At 39.8% G+C, this 18,756-nt stretch carries 17 protein-coding genes; 12 read left to right on the top strand and 5 right to left on the bottom strand.

What is annotated here, in order from left to right:
* Positions 1 to 870, bottom strand: a complete 870-nt coding sequence (locus IE339_RS05460; RefSeq protein WP_242174281.1) for a mechanosensitive ion channel family protein — start codon at positions 868 to 870, stop codon at positions 1 to 3.
* A 259-nt stretch (positions 871 to 1,129) separates the two neighbouring features.
* Here IE339_RS05460 and IE339_RS05465 point away from each other — a divergent pair, with 259 nt between their 5' ends.
* The 10 genes from IE339_RS05465 (at position 1,130) to IE339_RS05510 (ending at position 12,556) form a co-directional block, all read left to right on the top strand.
* A complete protein-coding gene (locus IE339_RS05465; protein WP_242174283.1) occupies positions 1,130 to 1,582 on the top strand; it encodes a TlpA family protein disulfide reductase in 453 nt (150 codons plus the stop codon).
* Between the two features lie 113 nt (positions 1,583 to 1,695).
* Positions 1,696 to 2,613, top strand: coding sequence for a phosphogluconate dehydrogenase (NAD(+)-dependent, decarboxylating) (gene gnd, locus IE339_RS05470; RefSeq protein ID WP_277933964.1), 918 nt, complete (start codon positions 1,696 to 1,698; stop codon positions 2,611 to 2,613).
* Positions 2,614 to 2,880: 267 nt separating this feature from the next.
* Positions 2,881 to 4,620 carry an ABC transporter ATP-binding protein gene (locus tag IE339_RS05475; RefSeq protein WP_242174287.1) on the top strand — a complete coding sequence of 580 codons (1,740 nt, stop codon included), beginning with the start codon at positions 2,881 to 2,883 and terminating at the stop codon, positions 4,618 to 4,620.
* Between the two features lie 11 nt (positions 4,621 to 4,631).
* Entirely contained in the window at positions 4,632 to 6,455 is a 1,824-nt protein-coding gene (locus IE339_RS05480) for an ABC transporter ATP-binding protein (RefSeq protein WP_242174289.1), read from the top strand.
* Between the two features lie 105 nt (positions 6,456 to 6,560).
* Positions 6,561 to 7,253: a potassium channel family protein gene (locus IE339_RS05485; RefSeq protein ID WP_277933965.1), complete on the top strand. Its 693-nt coding sequence runs from the start codon at positions 6,561 to 6,563 to the stop codon at positions 7,251 to 7,253.
* Between the two features lie 112 nt (positions 7,254 to 7,365).
* Positions 7,366 to 8,481 (top strand): sensor histidine kinase, encoded by a 1,116-nt coding sequence (locus tag IE339_RS05490; RefSeq protein WP_242174293.1) that lies wholly within the window; start codon positions 7,366 to 7,368, stop codon positions 8,479 to 8,481.
* Positions 8,459 to 9,091 (top strand): response regulator transcription factor, encoded by a 633-nt coding sequence (locus tag IE339_RS05495; protein ID WP_242174295.1) that lies wholly within the window; start codon positions 8,459 to 8,461, stop codon positions 9,089 to 9,091. Before IE339_RS05490 ends, IE339_RS05495 begins: the two co-directional genes overlap by 23 nt.
* 146 nt (positions 9,092 to 9,237) lie before the next feature.
* The gene (locus IE339_RS05500) at positions 9,238 to 10,170 is read left to right on the top strand and encodes an ABC transporter ATP-binding protein (protein WP_242174298.1); all 933 of its coding nucleotides are present in this window, start codon (positions 9,238 to 9,240) and stop codon (positions 10,168 to 10,170) included.
* A gap of 17 nt (positions 10,171 to 10,187) precedes the next feature.
* On the top strand, positions 10,188 to 11,453 hold the full coding sequence (locus IE339_RS05505; protein ID WP_242174301.1) for an ABC transporter permease: 1,266 nt from the start codon (positions 10,188 to 10,190) through the stop codon (positions 11,451 to 11,453).
* Entirely contained in the window at positions 11,450 to 12,556 is a 1,107-nt protein-coding gene (locus IE339_RS05510; RefSeq protein ID WP_242174305.1) for an ABC transporter permease, read from the top strand. Before IE339_RS05505 ends, IE339_RS05510 begins: the two co-directional genes overlap by 4 nt.
* Positions 12,557 to 12,596: 40 nt before the next feature.
* On the opposite strand, the gene rnjA is transcribed toward IE339_RS05510, so the two are convergent.
* From rnjA to IE339_RS05530, 4 genes are all read right to left on the bottom strand, one after another.
* Positions 12,597 to 14,264, bottom strand: coding sequence for a ribonuclease J1 (gene rnjA / locus IE339_RS05515; RefSeq protein WP_242174310.1), 1,668 nt, complete (start codon positions 14,262 to 14,264; stop codon positions 12,597 to 12,599).
* A gap of 1 nt (position 14,265) precedes the next feature.
* The gene (locus tag IE339_RS05520) at positions 14,266 to 14,478 is read right to left on the bottom strand and encodes a DNA-dependent RNA polymerase subunit epsilon (protein WP_053399746.1); all 213 of its coding nucleotides are present in this window, start codon (positions 14,476 to 14,478) and stop codon (positions 14,266 to 14,268) included.
* Between the two features lie 885 nt (positions 14,479 to 15,363).
* The gene (gene def / locus IE339_RS05525; protein ID WP_242174313.1) at positions 15,364 to 15,918 is read right to left on the bottom strand and encodes a peptide deformylase; all 555 of its coding nucleotides are present in this window, start codon (positions 15,916 to 15,918) and stop codon (positions 15,364 to 15,366) included.
* Between the two features lie 161 nt (positions 15,919 to 16,079).
* Positions 16,080 to 16,229, bottom strand: coding sequence for a YjcZ family sporulation protein (locus IE339_RS05530; RefSeq protein ID WP_083446381.1), 150 nt, complete (start codon positions 16,227 to 16,229; stop codon positions 16,080 to 16,082).
* A 210-nt stretch (positions 16,230 to 16,439) separates the two neighbouring features.
* On the opposite strand from IE339_RS05530, the gene IE339_RS05535 reads away from it, so the two are divergent.
* Positions 16,440 to 17,105 (top strand): YkyA family protein, encoded by a 666-nt coding sequence (locus IE339_RS05535; RefSeq protein ID WP_242174317.1) that lies wholly within the window; start codon positions 16,440 to 16,442, stop codon positions 17,103 to 17,105.
* Between the two features lie 534 nt (positions 17,106 to 17,639).
* Positions 17,640 to 18,755, top strand: coding sequence for a pyruvate dehydrogenase (acetyl-transferring) E1 component subunit alpha (gene pdhA, locus IE339_RS05540; protein ID WP_242174320.1), 1,116 nt, complete (start codon positions 17,640 to 17,642; stop codon positions 18,753 to 18,755).
* The last annotated feature ends 1 nt before the right edge of the window (position 18,756 follow it).

Genomic DNA, 18,756 nt, shown 5'->3' on the forward strand with positions numbered 1-18,756 from the left:
TTAAGTCGTTTGTGAAGATGGTTGAGTGCCTTCTTCTTTTTTTACGAACACTTGATGTGGGTACGGAATATCGATTCCATTTGCATCAAGCGCTTCTTTGATTGCTTTACGCAGCTGACGTTCCACGCCCCACTGCTCTCCGTTTACCGTTTTCCCAATAATACGAATTACAACGTCTGAAGAACCAAGATCTTGCACACCGACTACGTTTGGTCCGTCTACGATGTTTTCATTTTCAAGGGCAATGCGGTCACACGTCTCTTGAAGGACCGTAATTGCACGGTCGATGTCATCGTCATATGAAATACCAATATCAATCAGCGCACGCATAGTGCCTCGTGAATGGTTACTTAAGCTAGTGATTTCACGGTTTGGAACATAATGAAGCGTTCCATCAAAACCTCGGATATGGGTTGTGCGAAGCCCTACGGCTTCAACGATACCTGAGAAGCTTCCTGTTGTCACGTAGTCTCCCACGTCTAATTGTTTTTCTAGTAACAGAAAAAAGCCTGTCACAATGTCGCTCACAAGACCTTGCGCACCAAACCCGATGGCAAGTCCTACTACTCCAGCACCAGCAAGCAGTGCGGTTGCATGGACGCCGAATGTTTCGAAAATCATAACGACAAAAATAAAGATCAGCACGTAGCTAAAGACGTTTGCAATTAAGCTTTTTAACGTTAAGGCGCGACCATTTGAAATATTGTCACGCTCCATTGCTTTTGTAAATGAACGCTCAATGATTTTTTGACCGATTGAGCGAAGAATAGCAAATGCGATGAGAAGGCCAATGAGCTTTAATATAACAATTCCCGCGTTAGCTAACAGCGCCTCCCATTCAAATTGTTGCAGGTTAAGCTTATCCCACATTACAGTAATCATCCTTTCTTAATTCGAAGTGCAAAGAATATGTATATTGCCCTTTTCCCTCATCTTTGTAGCAATAAACTACAAAAATGTTATCCATATATAGCTTTACCAAAGATGCCTAAAATGTACAAGAGAAGATTGAATTAGGACTAAACTCGCCGACCCTTCCGGAACAACAGGACGAAAAACAAGTAGTCCGTCATTCTTTACTAATAAAGTGCATAGATCACAATAAACTAATAAGAGGGGGGGAGCCAAAATGAAACTGCGTGATACAATGCCAGAGTTAGTTGGGGCAAGCATGTGGATCAATGGAGAGACGTCTACAGAACAGCTTATAGGGAAAAAAGCAACGTTAATTCATTTTTGGTCGATGAGCTGTCATTTATGTAAAGAAGCCATGTCACATATTAATGATTTACGTGATCTTTATCAAGACCAGCTTCATGTAGTCGCGGTTCATATGCCTCGCTCAAAAGCTGATTTAAATACAGAAGAAATCCAGCGTATAGCAGCAGAAGAGAAAATGACTCAGCCCATTTTTGTCGATCATCAGCATACGTTAACAGCAGCTTTTGACAATCAATATGTCCCCGCTTATTATTTGTTTGATCATGATGGTCGGCTCCGTCATTTTCAAGCAGGTGGAAGTGGAATGAAGGTGCTAAAAAAACGGCTTCAACGGATACTGGCTGAGGTGAAAAACGAATAAGGAGGAAGCGTGAGTACTACTCTCACGCTTTTTATAATGCCTATAGAAAGTTTTCTACATGCTTTTCGTCATTAAGGAAAAGATAGATAGTGAAAAAGTCGAATGATTTAGGAATGAAAGTGAGGATACATAAAATGAAATTAGGTATGGTAGGCTTAGGGAAAATGGGTGCAAACTTAGTGTTGAACTTACTTGATCACAAGCACAAAGTCGTAGCGTTTGATGTAAACGATGAGGCAGTTAAAAAAATTGAGGGTGAAGGAGCAACCGGTGCACATTCACTTCAAGAGCTTGTTGAAAGTTTAAGCAAGCCCCGTATCGTTTGGATGATGGTTCCTGCGGGTGAAATTACAGAGAGCGTGATCGAGAAGCTTCTTACTTATATGGAAGCAGATGATATCCTCATTGACGGAGGGAATGCATTTTACAAAGATTCACTGCGACGTGCAGACGAAGCAAAGAAAAAAGGCATTCACTACTTTGATGTTGGAACAAGTGGAGGAATGGAAGGAGCTCGTCACGGAGCCTGTATGATGATCGGAGGGGATGAATCGGTCTTCAAAACGATCGAGCCGATCTTCCAAGACATTAATGTTGAAAAAGGCTACTTGTACACCGGTGCTGTTGGAAGCGGTCATTTCTTGAAAATGGTGCACAATGGCATCGAGTACGGAATGATGCAGGCGATTGCTGAAGGATTTGATGTGTTAGAGAAGAGTGAATTTGATTATGATTTTGAAGGTGTCGCTCGCGTATGGAATCATGGATCAGTCATTCGCTCATGGTTAGTTGAACTGATGGAAAGAGCTTTTTCAAAAGATCCAAAGCTCTCCAATATTCGTGGCATTATGAATTCGTCTGGAGAAGGAAAGTGGACGTTGGAAACTGCGCTGGATCTTCAAGTACCAACACCGGTCATTGCGCTGTCTCTTATCATGCGCTATCGCTCATTAGAAGATGATACGTTTACTGGGAAAGTGGTGGCGGCTCTACGCAATGAATTTGGTGGACATGCGGTAGAAAAAAAATAGAGAAGAAAGAAGACCACGTATAAGCGTGGTCTTTTTTCTACGTCTAAAGTCGTAGAGAAGTTCAATCCAATGGCGGTCGCTGACTTTCTTTGTTACGCGTATTCTATAACTACATCATGCCATGTATCGGGACTTAAAATAACAGAAAATATTACTTTTTTAAAATATTTTAAAAAATACAAAAAAGTATGGAAATTTATTTCGAAAACCGATATATTTAATAATACGTTTTCCAATTTGAATAAAAAATGGAAGAAGGAGGATGCTATGGAGACGTTTAAAAAACTAAAGGGTTTTTACTTGCCTTTTCGATCCTATTTTTATTGGTCAGTTCTTTGTTTATTTGTTGTAACAGCAATCACAGTTGTCTATCCAATTGTGCTTCAATACACAATTGATAGTGTCGTATTGAAGGAAAATTATCAGGTAGTTCCATATGTAGCGATTGGTTTTGTACTACTTATGGTAGTGAAGGGTGGAGCTACGTACGTTCAGCAATACTACGGAGACTTATTTGGAATTCGTTCCGTGTATGAATTGCGAAACGCGTTGTACAAAAAGCTACAGGTACTACCATTCTCCTACTATGATAATGCAAAAACGGGTGATTTAATGTCTCGTTTAACAGCAGATGTGGAAGGATTTCGCTTTTTCCTTTCGTTTGGTTTTTCGGAGCTAATCCGGTTTGTACTCTTAATTGTTGCTAGTTTTAGCGTAATGTTTTACTATTCTGTTCCGCTTACGATCGCGACAATCGTCGCTTTACCGTTTCTCTCGATCGTTGTGTATAAGTTTGATAAACGCGTTCACCCGGCATTTCGGGATGTGCGAAAAACGTTTGGTCGTTTAAATACAAATGTACAAGAGAATATAAGCGGAATTAATACAGTAAAAGCACTATCGCGCGAATCGTTCCAAACGAATAAATTTAACCAGTCTAATGCTGATTATAAAGACCGCTATTTGCAAACGTCTGAAGTGTGGGCGAAGTATTTTCCGCTGATGGAATTTATCGGGAACCTATCTGTCGTCGCACTGCTTTCTTATGGTGGTTATTTAGTGATGCAAGGAACGGTCAAACCTGGTGAATTAGTAGCCTTTTTTAGCTTAACTACATACTTAATGTGGCCGATTATGAACTTAGGGTTCGTAATTAACATGTTCTCGCAGTCAAAAGCATCGGGTGAGCGCTTATTAGAAATCTTGGGTGAAGAAGAAAAGGTACACGAACCTGTTGCAGAATTACAGCCTTTAAAAGGAAAAGTACAGTTTCAGAACGTTTCTCTTCAATACCCGAATGAAAGTAAAATGGCACTTGAAAACGTATCATTTCAAGCAGATCCAGGCAGCGTCATTGGGTTAATTGGTGCAACCGGATCTGGTAAAACGAGCTTAACAAGACTTATTACAAGATTTTATGAGCCGAAAGATGGCCAAATCTTGCTAGATGATCGAGATATTAAAGACTATTCTCTTTCAAGCCTTCGTCATCACATTGGCTTTGTACTCCAAGAGACGTTTCTTTTTTCTTCAACGATCAAAACCAATATTGCCTATGGTCGTCCAGAAGCAACGATGGACGAAATCATTGAAGCTGCCAAGCGTGCACAAGCACATGAGTTTATTATGGAGCTTGCAGATGGCTATGATACGATGCTCGGAGAACGAGGATTAGGATTATCAGGAGGGCAGAAGCAGCGTATCGCCATTGCTCGTGCTCTTTTATTAAACCCTAGTATTCTCGTATTAGATGATGCAACAAGTGCTGTAGATATGGAAACGGAACATCAGATTCAACTCGCATTAAAAGAAGTAATGAAAAACCGTACAACGTTTATTATCGCGCATCGCATTTCTTCGTTAAAGCACGCAGATGAAATTTTAGTGTTTAACGATGGAATTGTAGCGGAACGTGGTACACACGAACAATTATTGAAAAATAACGGACCGTATGAACGGATTTATGACATTCAATATCAAGATCAGCATGCGGTTACGAGTGCATAGGAGGTGTGGACATGAAACAGTCAAAAGAAAAACTCGTCAAAAATCGTTTTTATTACCCAACCGATCAGGTAATTGATAAGCCGTTCAACTGGAAACAGATGCTACGCTTGTTCAGCTACTTAAAACCTTATCGCAAGAAACTTCTTCCGCTTGCGTTCTTAACGGTTATTATTACGACGATTGTACGACTAGCAGCGCCTATTCTAATCGGGGTATATACGCTCGATCATGCGATTAAAAACAAAGATCAAAACTTGTTATGGACGCTTGTGGCGATTATTTTTGGGCTTTATCTCGTATCCTATATTGCTAATATTTTTCGGATTCGCTGGATGAACCAGCTTGGCCAAAACGTGATTTATGATTTGCGAAAGCATTTGTTTACGCACGTACAAAGTCTTTCGCATCGCTTTTTTGATTCACGATCAGCCGGTTCTATCCTCGTTCGAATCATGAATGATATTAACTCCCTTCAGGAGCTTTTTACGAGCGGTGTTATTAACCTGCTGATGGATATGATTTTGCTTATTGGTGTTATTGCCGTCTTATTCTCTTTAAGCCCATCGCTTAGTATCGCTGTCATGATCATTTTACCGCTTATGTTCTTCATTTCGACGAGCCTGCGCCGCAATATTCGTCGATCTTGGCAAAATGTACGACTAAAGCAAGCGAAGCTGAATTCACATCTGAATGAGAGCATTCAAGGAATCCGCGTCACGCAAGCATTTAATCAAGAAACGGAAAATATCGCATTTTTTGATGGAGTGAATACCGAAACATACGAAAGCTGGCGAAGCGCTACTCGTAAAAATGCCATGTTTCGTCCGTTTGTGGAAATGTCGAACGCGCTTGGAACAGCTATTTTATTATGGTACGGGACAACGCTTATCGCAGATGGATCGTTGACGATTGGGAAATTTGTTTCGTTTGCTTTTTATCTCGGAATGTTTTGGGAGCCGATTTCTCGAATGGGGCAAGTCTACAACCAGCTTTTAATGGGAATGGCGTCTTCAGAGCGTATTTTCGAATTTTTAGATGAAAAGCCGCTCGTCGATGAAAAAGACAATGCAAAGCACTTAGACGAGATTAAAGGGAAAATTGAATTTGATGAAGTTGAATTTTCCTATGATCAAAAACGCTTGGCACTAAAAGGGATTTCTCTAACGATGGAAGCTGGGGAAACCGTTGCGCTCGTTGGTCATACGGGATCAGGGAAAACGTCGATTGCCAACTTGATTACGCGTTTTTACGACCCAACAAGCGGAAGGGTAAAAATTGATGGGGTTGATATTCGTGATGTGACCGTATCAAGCCTGCGCTCACGCATCAGTGTGGTACTTCAGGATACGTTTATCTTTTCTGGTACCATTATGGAAAATATCCGCTTTGGACGTCCTGATGCAACAGATGAAGACGTGATCCGTGCTGCCAAAGCTGTTGGGGCCGATGATTTTATTTTAAAGCTGAAAAATGGCTACGATACAGAAGTAGAAGAGCGAGGAAATATCTTATCTGTAGGTGAGAGACAGCTTTTATCCTTTGCGCGAACGCTGCTTGCTGATCCAAGCATTATTATTCTAGATGAGGCAACGGCAAGCATTGATACTGAGACTGAGCTCATTATTCAAAATGCGCTTCGAACATTATTGAAGGGCCGTACAGCCATTATGATTGCTCATCGTCTTTCAACCATCCGTGAGGCAGATAAAATCTTTGTCTTAAATCATGGGGAAATTGAGGAGTTTGGAAATCATGAGGAGCTGATGAGGCAGCAAGGCGTCTATTACGAATTAGTCAAAGCACAGTTTCGTATGATTGACTCAACGTCAGCTTGATTAAAAAGAGGGTAACCATCGTGTTACCTTCTTTTATTTGTGGGAGAGAAATCGCATAAAAGACAGAAATATATGATACAATCAGAGAGGTATGTACATACTGAGATGGAAGCTTTTTATAATGGAGGAGTTCTTGTGAAGAAGGAATTTGCCGTTATCGGATTAGGTCGATTTGGCGGAAGCATTTGCCAGACGCTTAGTGATCAAGGAATGGAAGTTTTAGCGATTGATATGGATGAAGATAAAGTGAATCAATACGCTAATATTGCCTCTCATGCTGTAGTGGGAGATACGACAGATGAGATGGTGTTAAAAAGCCTTGGCATTCGTAATTTTGATCACGTCATTGTAGCGATTGGTGATAATATTCAAGCGAGTATTTTAACGACGATTATCTTAAAGGAATTAGGAGTTAAGAAAATCACCGTAAAAGCTCAAAATGACTATCATGAAAAGGTGCTATCAAAAATTGGTGCAGACAAAATCGTTCATCCAGAACGTGATATGGGGAAACGAATTGCGAATAATATTATTTCAAACAGCGTCCTTGACTATCTGGAGCTGTCTGATGAGCATAGTATTATCGAAGTCATTGCCAATAGTCGTATGGCGGGTTATTCCCTAATTGAGCTTGATATTCGAGCGAAATATGGAATTAATATCGTCGCGATTAAGCGTGAGAAGGAGATTATTGTATCTCCTCAGGCATCCGAGCTCATTCAAGAAGGAGATATTTTAATTATTATCGGTGCGGATGCAGACATTGATCGTTTTCAAACAAAACTTTATAGTCGTTAATTACTCGGATCGTCTTCTATCTAATTCTCATGTGGGTTGGAGAGAAGATGATCCTTTTTTACAAAATAGACTCGTGCTCAGTGATAAAAGGGGTGAAAAGGTGCGTATATTTTTGAGTAGGTGGGGCTTATTTTTGCTTCTTTGGACTCTCTTTATTTTGTCCATTCCCTATACGTTTTCTGGAATCATTACAGCATTTTTATTGTTAAGTATATCTATGCTCTTTTATTTTTTATTACCGATTTTAAAGCAGCCCTTCATCGGGTATGTAGTGGGGCTCGTTATTATTGTATTAGCAGCCATTCGATACAACTATCCGTTTTACTCCGTGCTGCTGGTCGCATACTTAGCGCTCGAGGCAGTTTTTCAACTTCCGTACAAAACATCTCGTCTCTACACCGTTCTTTCTTCTGTAGTGAGTATGATTCTTTTGCTCTTTTCCCATTCGATGAATTACATTGTTGAAGATGGTTTGATCGTTTTGCTCTTCATGTTTTTATTGCTTGCGTTAAGTCAAAATCGTCAACAAAAGACGGAAAAACAGCAATTGTATGAGCACTTATTAGGCGAATATCGATACATAAAAAGAATGGCTTTAAAAAATGAACAGGGAGCCCGAATCCAAGAGAGAACACGTATCGCGCGTGATATGCATGATTCAGTAGGGCATAAGTTAACCGCACTTTTAATGCAAATCGAAATGATGATCTTAAAGCCCGAATCATCAGCAGAGGCTGCTCCGACGCTTAAACGGCTCGCAAAAGAAAGCTTAGAGGAAACAAGAAGCGCAGTACGCACCTTAAAGGATGAAGAAGTAACGGGCATTCCGTCTGTCCTTCTTTTAATTCGAAAACTAGAATCTGAGAGTCACATGAAAGTAGAGTTTACGACGAAGCAGGGGGCATTGTCTTTGCCATTATCAAACCGGCAGAGTGTCGTCTTATACCGGATTATGCAAGAAGGATTAACCAATGCGATGCGCTACGGATCATCACGAGACGTTCACGTGACGCTAGGACTAAGTGCAATAGGAGATCTATCCTTTAAAATTGTGAATAACGTACATAAACCCGTTCCGTTTCAACCAGGATTCGGATTAAAAGGATTAAAAGATCGTGTTGAAGAAATAAAAGGAAGCGTCGCATTTTATCAAACAGAATCAACCTTTGTTATAGAAGGATTTTTGAAGGTGGAGGGACCAGAACATGTGGAACATCCTACTCGTTGAGGATCAGCATATTGTTAGGCAAGGACTAAAAATGATGATTGAAATTGATGATGATTTTCAAGTGGTTGCTGAAGCAAGCAATGGAGAAGAGGCGCTTGCACAGTTGCATAAGCATATTATTGATATGGTAGTTATGGACATTCGGATGCCGATTATGAACGGACTTGAAGCGACTAGAAAAATAAAAGGGATTAATCCCCAGATGAAAATTCTTATTTTGACAACCTTTAATGATGATGAATATGCTCTGCAGGCGCTAAAGGACGGAGCGAACGGATTTATGCTCAAAGATGCGGAGCCTGCAAAGCTTATCGAAGCGATCCGTAGCTGTCTAAATGGGGGTCTTACTATTCATGATAACGTGGCAGCAAAAGTCGTTCCCCGCTTACTGCAAACGCCGAACGTTCAAGTTTCAGAGATTCCCCTAAGTCCGAGGGAGCTTGCTGTTACAAAGCTAGTCGGAGAAGGGAAAACGAACAAAGAGATTGCTGATGAGCTGTATTTGTCCATTGGAACAGTCAAAAATCATATTACGCAAGTATTGAATAAGCTTGAACTGCGAGATCGAACGCAACTTGCGATTTATGCAGTTCGACACCATCTTGCTTAAAAGGCTCCGTTCACGGGGTCTTTTTATATGAAAAGAGAAAAGAAGTGACGGAGGTCATGGGTAGAAAACGAAAACAGTGACGGAAGAAAGTGTAGAAAACTCCAGCCGGAGCTTATGATAGAGAAAGAACAAAGGAGGAGAGAAATATGTTAGAAGTGGTGAATATAACAAAACAATATAAAAAAACAAAAGCAGTGAACGGGGTAAATTTATTTTTGGAAAAAGGAGAAACAGTGGGGTTATTGGGGCCGAACGGTGCAGGTAAATCCACAACGATCTCGATGATTTCTTCTCTTATTCCCCCCACAAGCGGTGATATTCGAGTGTTCAATGAAAGTATTTTAAAAAAGCCGCAAACGCTTCGCGAAATTTTAGGAATTGTTCCTCAGGAAATAGCGGTATATATGGAGCTAAGCGCAAAAGAAAATTTAATGTTTTTTGGAAGGCTTCATGGACTTCGAGGAGAGAAGCTTGGTAAAAAGGTACAGGAGGTATTAGAGATTATCGGACTGAGCGATCGTCAGAACGATCAAGCCAAAACATTTTCCGGTGGAATGAAGCGCCGTCTAAATATCGGAGTTGCGCTAATGAATGACCCTCAAATTATTATTATGGATGAACCAACAGTAGGAATTGATCCACAATCACGGAATCATATTTTAGAAACCGTTCGACGCTTAAACGAAGAAAAACAAATGACGGTTTTGTACACGAGTCACTACATGGAAGAAGTGGAGTATTTATGTGACCGTATTTATATTATGGATAAAGGCGATATTATTGCTTCTGGTACAAAGGATGAAATTAAGAATATTCTCTCTGCTGAAAATACGATTCAAATGAAAGTCACGATTCATGATGAATCATTTATAAACCTTCTGAAAAATCACCCTTCCATTTCAAACGTCATGGTGCAAGATAAAGTAGTCACGGTGTTGGTACCAAAGCAAGTTCATATTTTACCCGAGTTATTTAAAAGTGCTGATCAGTGTAAGGTGATGATTACATCGGTAGAAGTGAAAACGCCCACGCTTGAAGATGTGTTTTTACATTTGACAGGAAGACAGTTAAGAGACTAAGAGAGGGGGGATTTCTTGTGATATTTCGACTGGTTCAAAAAGATTTAACCTTGTTTTTGCGAAAGCCACAGCAGCTAATGGTTATTTTGTTGATGCCGTTTGTATTAATTACAATTCTAGGAAATGCGCTAGGATCGCTCGGCGAATCGACCCAATCATCTCTAAAAGCAAACGTGATTATAGCTCAGGAAGGAAACGAAGAAGCAGAAACGAAAAAGTTTGCCGAAGAAATAGCGAACATGCCGGTCCCAGCTGAGCAGAAAAAAGCGATCCTACAAGGGACAGAGAAGCTAAAGCCAATCGCTATTTTGAAACATAATGTTTTAGGAAGCGATGTTGTAAAAAGCATGATCACCGTAAAAGAAATGACTGTAAAGGAAGCAAAAAAAGAGCGGAAGAACAAAAAAAATACGGCGGTTATCATCGTACCTCAAAACTTTTCTTATGAGGTATTGCAGCACATGTTTTTAAAAAAGAAAGAAACCCCTACTCTACAAGTGACATACAACGAAAAGAAGGAAAATGCAGTGAAGCTCGTTCAAGATATACTATCTTCCTATCAAAAACAATTAACGCTCCAATCTAACCTCAGTCAGGTTGTCGCCAAAGTTCCACAAGAGGAAGGGAAGATATTTGGTGCTGTAAAAGCTGTTCACCAAGAGAAGCCGCTCAGTGCAATTGCTTATTATACGATTGCGATGAGTATGATGTTTGTGATGTACGTAGCTTCGACGATGGCCAGTTATTCGTACATGGACAAAGAACAGCACGTGTATGATCGAATTATCATTTCTAATCTGTCTCCTTATGCCTATTTCGGAAGTATATTTTGTTCGACTGCGCTTATTGCGTTCTTGCAGCTTTCGATCTTATTTGGCCTTGCTGCGCTAATCTATCACGTTTACTGGGCAAGCATCGGACTATTTTTCATTGTCACGGCTTCGATTAGTTTAGCAGTAGCAGGCCTCGGTGTATTTTTAGCTGTTCTCAACTTCATTTCAGGATCGTCTAGCGCATCTGCGATCTTCTCATCCGTGGTCGTATCGATTCTAGCTCTGATCGGTGGGAGTTTTGTCCCGACCTCACAGCTACCAGCATCCTTGCAAAATTTATCCGAGTTTGTTCCAAATGGTGCAGGGTTAATGGCTTATCTACAAGTTGTGCAAGGGTATTCGTTTTCTGACATTCAAACGTCTGTCGTTGTGCTGCTTTTATACGGATTGGTATTTCTTATGCTATCTGTGTTTGTGTTCAATCGGAGGAAAGGAGAGGTGGCGATATGACATCGATTTTATGGGCTCGTTTTAAGCTTTTAGCTCGCAGACCAGGTGCGACCATTTTAATGACCGTGCTCGCAATGGCGTTTGCGTATTTTTTAGGAGGAACAAATGGGGGAAAAGAATCTGTTCCTGTTTATAGTCACCTATCAGGCGCTCCTGAAAAAGCATTATTAAAGGAATTGAATCAATCGGATGTTTTTAGCTTTCATCTAAGCAGCTTAAAAGGGATAAAAAAAGACGTAAGTGCTGGAGAAAGCTCTATAGGGCTGGAGCTTTATCCTGATCGTTATAATGTCATCGTCATTGGTGAAAATGTACAGAAGTCACTGCTAGATCCGTTTGTACAATCCGTTTATGCGGAAAATAGTCAAAAAGCAGCCATTGCAGCAGCAAATCCAGCAGTGGGGCAGAAGGAGATTGAAAATGTATTTCAGGAATCCAAGAAGCATCCTGTTTTTACGATGAACGATACATCGATGGAGGGAAAGCTGTCGGTAGACAACAGCGATCAGCTTCAGGCAATATTCGGATTTACGTTGTTTTTCTCCATTTATACCATTGCGTTTAGCGTGTTTGGTCTCTTTAATGAGCGTCAGCAGGGCGTATGGAACCGGGTCATTTTATCTCCCGTCTCAAAAACAAGTATTTATTTGGGGCATTTGATTTACAGCTTTGTGGTTGGGTATGCACAAATTGCGCTTGTGTTTAGCGTTTTTCATTTCGTAGCGGGCGTGGACTTTCATACCTCCCTTGGTTTCGTTCTTGTCCTTATCGCACCATACGTTTTTGCAATCGTTGCCTTTTCCTTATTAATTACGAGCTTAGTAAAGACCGTTCATCACTTCCGAGCACTTATTCCTCTTTTATCCGTAAGCATGGCGATGATCGGAGGAGCGTATTGGCCAATTGAGATCGTTTCTTCAAACGTTATGATCAGTTTATCTAAAATTGTTCCTATTACGTACGGAATGGATTTATTAAAAGGAGTGACCATTCATGGGTATGAATTGCAACAATCTTTCTATTCAGTTGTGATTTTATTGTTAATGGGAATTATCATGATGGGAATCAGCATCAACATAATGGAACGAAAACAAACCGCATAAAAAAAGAAGCTCGCCGGTCGGCGAGCTTCTTTTTTTATTGTCATACTTCCATAATGATTGGTAAAATCATTGGACGACGTTTTGTTTTTTCGTATAAGAACGGAGCAAGAGTATCTGTGATCTCGTTTTTAATTTCAGACCACTGAGACGTGCGACGTTCCATTACTTTATTAAGGTGTTTTGTAATCAATGTTTGTGCGTCATTAATAAGGTCACCTGACTCACGCATGTAGACAAAACCACGAGAGATAATGTCTGGACCAGCCGCAATTTTAAAGTCTTTCATGTTGATGCTTACAACAACGATGACAAGACCTTCTTCGGAAAGAATACGACGGTCGCGCAGCACGATGTTTCCGATGTCTCCGATACCGTTTCCATCAATGTATACAGATCCAGATGGAATTTTACCAGCAACAGATGCTTCATCTTCACTTAATGCTAACACTTCACCATTGTCCATGATGAAACAGTTCTCTTCCGGCACACCGCAGTCAACGGCAAGTTTAATGTGCATTTTTTGCATGCGATATTCACCGTGAATTGGCATGAAGTATTTTGGCTTAATTAAGCGAAGCATTAGCTTCTGCTCTTGCTGTCCGCCGTGACCAGATGTATGAATGTCATTTAACGGTCCATGAATAACATCAGCACCAGCACGGTACAGAAGGTTAATGGTTCTGCTAACGCTTACGGTATTACCTGGAATTGGTGAAGACGAGAATACAACCGTATCTCCAGGAATGATTTGAATTTGGCGATGCGTTCCGTTTGCGATACGAGATAACGCTGCCATCGGCTCTCCTTGGCTTCCCGTACATAAAATTGTTACGCGGTTAGCTGGGAGACGATTGATTTGAGACGCTTCAATGAACGTATCTTTTGGACATTGGATATAGCCTAGGCTTTGACCAATTTCAATCGCAGATTCCATGCTTCGTCCAAATACTGCTACTTTACGATTGTTTTGCACAGCTGCTTCAATCACTTGTTGAAGACGGTGAATGTTAGAGGCAAACGTTGCAAAAATAATACGTCCGTCTACTTTACGGAAGATATCATTAATGCTATCGCCTACACGACGTTCAGAAATCGTGAAGTTTGGTACTTCACTGTTTGTGCTATCAGAAAGTAAGCAAAGTACGCCTTCTTTGCCGATTTCAGCCATTTTTGTTAAGTTGGCTGGCTCACCTACAGGAGTGAAATCAAATTTAAAATCGCCTGTATGTACGATTTGTCCATTAGGTGTTTTTACAACGACACCATAGGAATCAGGAATGCTATGTGTAGTACGGAAAAACGTCACCGATGTTTTTCGGAATTTGATAATATCATCTTCCTGAATTTCATGAAGCTTTGCTTTACGTAATAACCCATGCTCTTCAAGTTTATTTTTAATAAGACCCATTGCAAGTTTTCCAGCGTAGATTGGAATATCTACTTGACGTAGTAAGTAAGGAATCCCGCCGATGTGGTCTTCGTGTCCATGGGTAATGAATAAGCCACGGATTTTATCTTCGTTTTTTACTAGATATGAGTAGTCTGGAATAACGTAATCAATACCAAGAAGCTCGTCTTCAGGAAATTTAATCCCAGCGTCAATGACGATAATTTCGTCTTGGAATTGAACAGCATACGTATTCTTCCCGATTTCGCCTAGTCCACCGAGGGCGAAAACAGAAGTTTGATTGTTTTTTACAAATTTCATATTATCCTATCTCCAATACTTTGAAATCTTCATGTTGCTGTTCATATTCTAAATGAGCACCACGAATTGGTTGAACGAATTCGATATTAAGATTACGGTCTTTCAGTTTTAGTCGTACGTCTTTTTCAGAGTCTGCCTCTACATACACTGTTTTTGTGTGCTCACGTACGGGAACTTGCTTAATGCTTTCTTGGAAATATACTTTAAAAATCATTTCTTATCTCTCTCCTTAATCCGAAATTCAAGTAACTTTTTTTATTATATTACAAAATGGGTATGTATTTCATTTATTTTCTAGTTATAACAATAATAAAATGCATCTTCACTAAATTGTATTCATGGAACGAAGTGAAGTCAATTCATTATCCACTATGCCGCAACTAGAAAAATAGTATGAACATCATCCGCGCTTTGAGAAATGCTGGTGGAAACCTGCAAATCGTCTTGTTAAGATAGTAGCCGAAACGAGATCCTTTTTGCAAGTAGCATTGCTCTCTTTCTTATAACAATAAATTAAGGCAATACGAAAGGCAAGTTCTCCTTTCATATTGCCTCTCTAATAATTATCATTTTATTATGCGATAGACTTCTTACGGAGTAGCTCTTTCCAACGATTTGCTAACTTCTTTCGTAGACGTTTTAGCATAGTAGCTCATCTCCTTGTCCAAAATAGTCATGTCATTCGCTCAAGGTCAAAGGGATGTTCCTTCCTCGGTGAGTTTGAGCGCGTGTAATAACCGCTAGATCCCCGTTAAATTGATTGCGTCTAGCAAAAGTGTTCAGCGATAGGCTTGACTCTACTTGCTAGAGGCAGAGATGAAAAAAGGATCCTTTCTCTCTATAGTATCTATTATATGAAATTTTTCTCAAAAATAGCATGGTTATATATGGAATATCGAAAAAATAGTAGGTGGATTATGTTTTTTTACTATATTCAAAACATAAAATAGGGAAAGAAGTAGGAGGGAATAGAGGTGAAAGGAGAGGTTCATGATCCTCGGCTCACTGGACGTCATTTCGCTTTTCAATAAAGGAGCTGTCCAACCTTTTAAAAAGCAAACCGCATTTCAATTGAAATGCGGTCTAAGGCAACAGAGCATCAGCGCTCTAACGGCTGTGCATCTGCTGGTTGGTCAAACGGATGTTGTTCATTAATGTAGTCATAGAACATCACACCGTTCAAATGGTCAATTTCATGTTGAAATACAACAGCCGGAAGTCCTTTTAGACGTAACTTCACTTCTTCACCGTCTAATGTCGTTCCTGTTACTGTTACTCTCATATAGCGAGGAACAAATCCAGGGACACTTCGTTCAACAGATAGGCAACCTTCACCGCTCGTTAAATATGTTTTTTCCACAGAATGACTAATAATTTTGGGGTTGAATAGTGCGTAGCTGTATAACGTACCTTTTTCATCTGTTACGTGAACCGCAATCATCCGCTTGGATACGTTAATTTGCGGTGCAGCCAGGCCAATACCAGGTCGAAGCCCGTATTTTTCAACCATATCGGGGTTTTGGCTGTTTTGAACATATTCCATTAAGCTAGCTAAAATTTGTTTGTCTTCCTCCGAAGCAGGTAATGATACCTCTGTTGCGACTTCACGCAGCGTCGGATGCCCTTCTTGTATAATATCGTTCATTGTAATCAAGATTAACATCTCCCTAATTCGAATTACTTACATCATATGCGATATATCAAAAGTCTATCAAAAGAATATGTAAAAGTCACCAAAACTGTTGATAAAGAAGGGGGGAAAGGCTGAAAAAAATAGAAAAGCGGCGAAATCCGCCGCTTCGATGTTAGCTGTTATTACCAAGCTCCACAGCCACAACCAACAATGATTAAAAGAATGAACAACACAACTAATAATACAAATCCTCTTCCACCGTATCCAACGCCACCATAACCGTAACCACAAGGATTACATCCGCCGCCATATCCATATCCATAACCGTACATATTGAAAGACCTCCTAGTAATGTAAGTTTTCCACCAGCCCTCATGATTTCTTCTTTTCATGTGCTGGGTTAATACAATATATGTAGGGAATGAAAAGGTGTGTAGAGCAAATGCCTATATTCATGTTTTAAATGGCAGAATCGTCTCTTTTCATTATTTGTTAATTCCTGTAGTATAATATCTACAAGATATGTAAGGAGGACGTTCGATTTGGAAAGATGGGTAAAAAAGGGGAGCGCATTGCTTGTTGGAATGTGTACGGTACTGATATTAGGCGCATGTTCGGACGATCCTTCTCCACAGCAGCAAATTTATTCTTCACTTGAGAAGGTTGTTGCACAGGAGAAAGGGTTTTTAAATCAGCAGGAGCCGTTAGTGAATCTTGAAAAAGAAGAAAAGGGTATTTATGATCAAATTATTGCGTTAGGAATGAAAGAACACGATCAGATTAAAGGCTTATCAGATGATGCGTTAGAATTGATTGATAAACGTGAAAAGCATCTTCAAAAAGAAAAAGAGAGCATTCACGCCTCCAAAAAGAAATTCGATGCGATTACCAAGCGTATTGACTCGCTTGAAGATGCGAAATTGAAAGAACAAGCAGAGCAGTTAAAAGACGTAATGGAAAAGCGTTACGCTTCTTATGACCGCTTATATGCCAATTACGAGCAGTCCATCACATTAGATCGAGACCTTTATAAAATGTTTCAAAAGGATGAGGTCACGCTAGATGAACTTGAAAAGCAAATTACCTCCATTAATGAAACCTACGACAAAATTGTCAAAGAAAACAAGGTATTCAATGACCTCACGAAAAAATACAACGATGACAAAGAACAATTTTATAAAAAGGCTGGTATTGAATCCTCAAAATGATAAAAGAATCGGCCAAAAAGAAGGCTCAAAAAAGATGTACTTTTTTGAGCCTTCTTTCTTTTTATGGTACGCTAATGTAGAAATTTGTCGAAAAAACATACCTTCAAAAATCAGCGGTGCTATAAAACAATATAGTACAGATTGATGATGTGTATTAATACAGTTCGTCATTTCCACACTATTTAAAATTGATTCTACAATCTTTTTAAATAGTGATACAAAAGGATTGACGAATCATTTTAACATGGTGTAAACTAAGCGATGGAATGATTGGTTGTATTAATCTCGAAATGAAAGAGACTAATACAGATGAACGAATGAATGCATTCGTTCGAACTTTCCTTTTGCTCATGTTTTGATTGAGTTTGCGGGGGAATACATATCAGTGTAAAAAAGCGCGAACTCAAATTTAGCTAGTCAATGATTTGAATGTTTTTCTTTAATAGTTTTGGACAATCTAACTATGTATGTACACTTTCAGTATTGACTAACGTCATGAATAAATTGGTGAAATGAAAGGAAGAGGTGACAAAGATGGCTGCAAAAACGAAAAAAGCTACTTTTGATTTAAACAAGCAACTTGAAGCCGTTGCTGAGCAGTACCCAACGTTACAAATTCTTAACGAAGAGGGCGAAGTTGTTAACGAAGCAGCAATGCCAGCTTTATCTGATGATCAATTAAAAGAATTAATGCGTCGTATGGTATATACACGTATTCTAGACCAACGTTCAATTTCATTGAACCGTCAAGGTCGTTTAGGTTTCTACGCACCTACAGCAGGTCAAGAAGCATCTCAAATTGCTTCTCACTTTGCTTTAGAGAAAGAGGACTTTGTATTACCAGGTTACCGTGATGTACCACAATTAATCTGGCATGGTCTTCCATTAACACAAGCATTCTTATTCTCTCGTGGACATTTCAAAGGGAATCAAATGCCTGCAGATGTTAATGCAGTATCTCCACAAATCATTATCGGTGCTCAATATATCCAAGCAGCAGGTGTTGCTTTAGGACTTAAAAAGCGCGGTAAAAAAGCTGTTGCAATCACTTATACTGGTGACGGCGGAGCTTCACAAGGTGACTTCTACGAAGGTATTAACTTTGCAGGTGCATTTAAAGCTCCAGCAATCTTCGTTATCCAAAATAACCGTTTCGCAATCTCAACTCCTGTTGAAAAACAATCAGCAGCGAAAACAATTGCGCAAAAAGGTATTGCTGCAGGACTTCCTGGTATCCAAGTAGATGGAATGGATGCGTTAGCTGTATATGCTGCTGTTAAAGAAGCACGTGAGCGCGCGATCAAAGGTGAAGGTCCAACAGTAATTGAAACATTAACTTACCGTTATGGTCCACATACAATGGCTGGTGACGATCCAACTCGTTATCGTACAGCTGACCTTGATACTGAGTGGGAAAAGAAAGATCCATTAGTTCGTTTCCGCAAGTTCTTAGAAGGCAAAGGCCTATGGAGCGAGGAAATCGAAAACGAAGTAATCGAACAAGCAAAAGAAGATATCAAACAAGCTATCAAAGAAGCGGATGATACTCCAAAACAAACGGTTACTGACTTAATGGAAATCATGTACGAAGAAATGCCTTTCAACTTGAAAGAGCAGTATGAAATCTACAAAGAGAAGGAGTCGAAGTAAG

It is taken from the genome of Priestia koreensis, assembly GCF_022646885.1.
GTDB classification, from domain to species: domain Bacteria; phylum Bacillota; class Bacilli; order Bacillales; family Bacillaceae_H; genus Bacillus_AG; species Bacillus_AG koreensis_A.